Source organism: Burkholderia sp. Ax-1720, assembly GCF_011753035.1.
GTDB lineage: Bacteria > Pseudomonadota > Gammaproteobacteria > Burkholderiales > Burkholderiaceae > Burkholderia > Burkholderia gladioli.
Genome location: NZ_VWWK01000470.1, coordinates 1 through 707, shown reverse-complemented (window position 1 = coordinate 707; position 707 = coordinate 1). Strand labels below are relative to the sequence as shown.

Sequence of the window (707 nt, the reverse complement as noted above, 5' to 3'; positions counted from 1 at the left end):
CGTACTTGTTGGTCAGTTGCGAGCCCTGCGCGGCCATCACGGCCGGGCTCGTGTAGTTCTCGGAGGCGATCAGCTCGATGTGATCTTCCTGGCGCTGGTTTTCCTGCTGGATCGCCTGCCAGAGGTCCGGATCGACCGCTTCGATGGTGCTGGTGGAATAGTTGAACATGATTTTCCCGACGTCCTCGATCAATAGACTTGGTCCGCGCCAGCCGGCGCGCCTCGAACGAATTGCCTGATTCGGAACGCTATTCAATCGGAAGCGCGGCCGGGCATCTAGAAGAATTGCGACAAGGCAGTGGGATGGAATCGGCGTGCGACGGGGGCAGCACCCGCCGATGTCGCGCGGCGACAGGTCGATGACGCATCACGGATATTCCGGCCCCGGAAAAGACACACCCCGGAAGCCGCGAGGCTTCCGGGGTGTGAAGAGGAACGGCACGCGTTCCTCGGTGCCTGCTCGCGACGGCGGCGGCTTGAGTTCGATGCCGCCGCGGCCGCGAGTTCGATGAAGACCGCTCAGCCTGCCTTGGCCGCCTGCGAGGCAGGTACGGCCGCTGCCGCCGGCTTGCTGTAGTCAACCGGGGCATCGGCCTCGCGCGGCTGGTCGCCGTTGTGCTCGATCCAGCCGCCGCCCAGCGCGCGATACAGGTCCACCAGGTTGGTCCAGCGCGCGAGGCGCGCCGAGATCAGCGTGGTCTGTGCCG

At 65.5% G+C, this 707-nt stretch carries 2 pseudogenes; both read right to left on the bottom strand.

What is annotated here, in order from left to right:
• A pseudogene (glyA, locus tag F3J18_RS37730) lies at positions 1–169 on the bottom strand (serine hydroxymethyltransferase); the annotation flags it as partial.
• Positions 170–519: 350 nt separating this feature from the next.
• Positions 520–707: pseudogene (locus tag F3J18_RS37725) on the bottom strand (multidrug transporter); the annotation flags it as partial.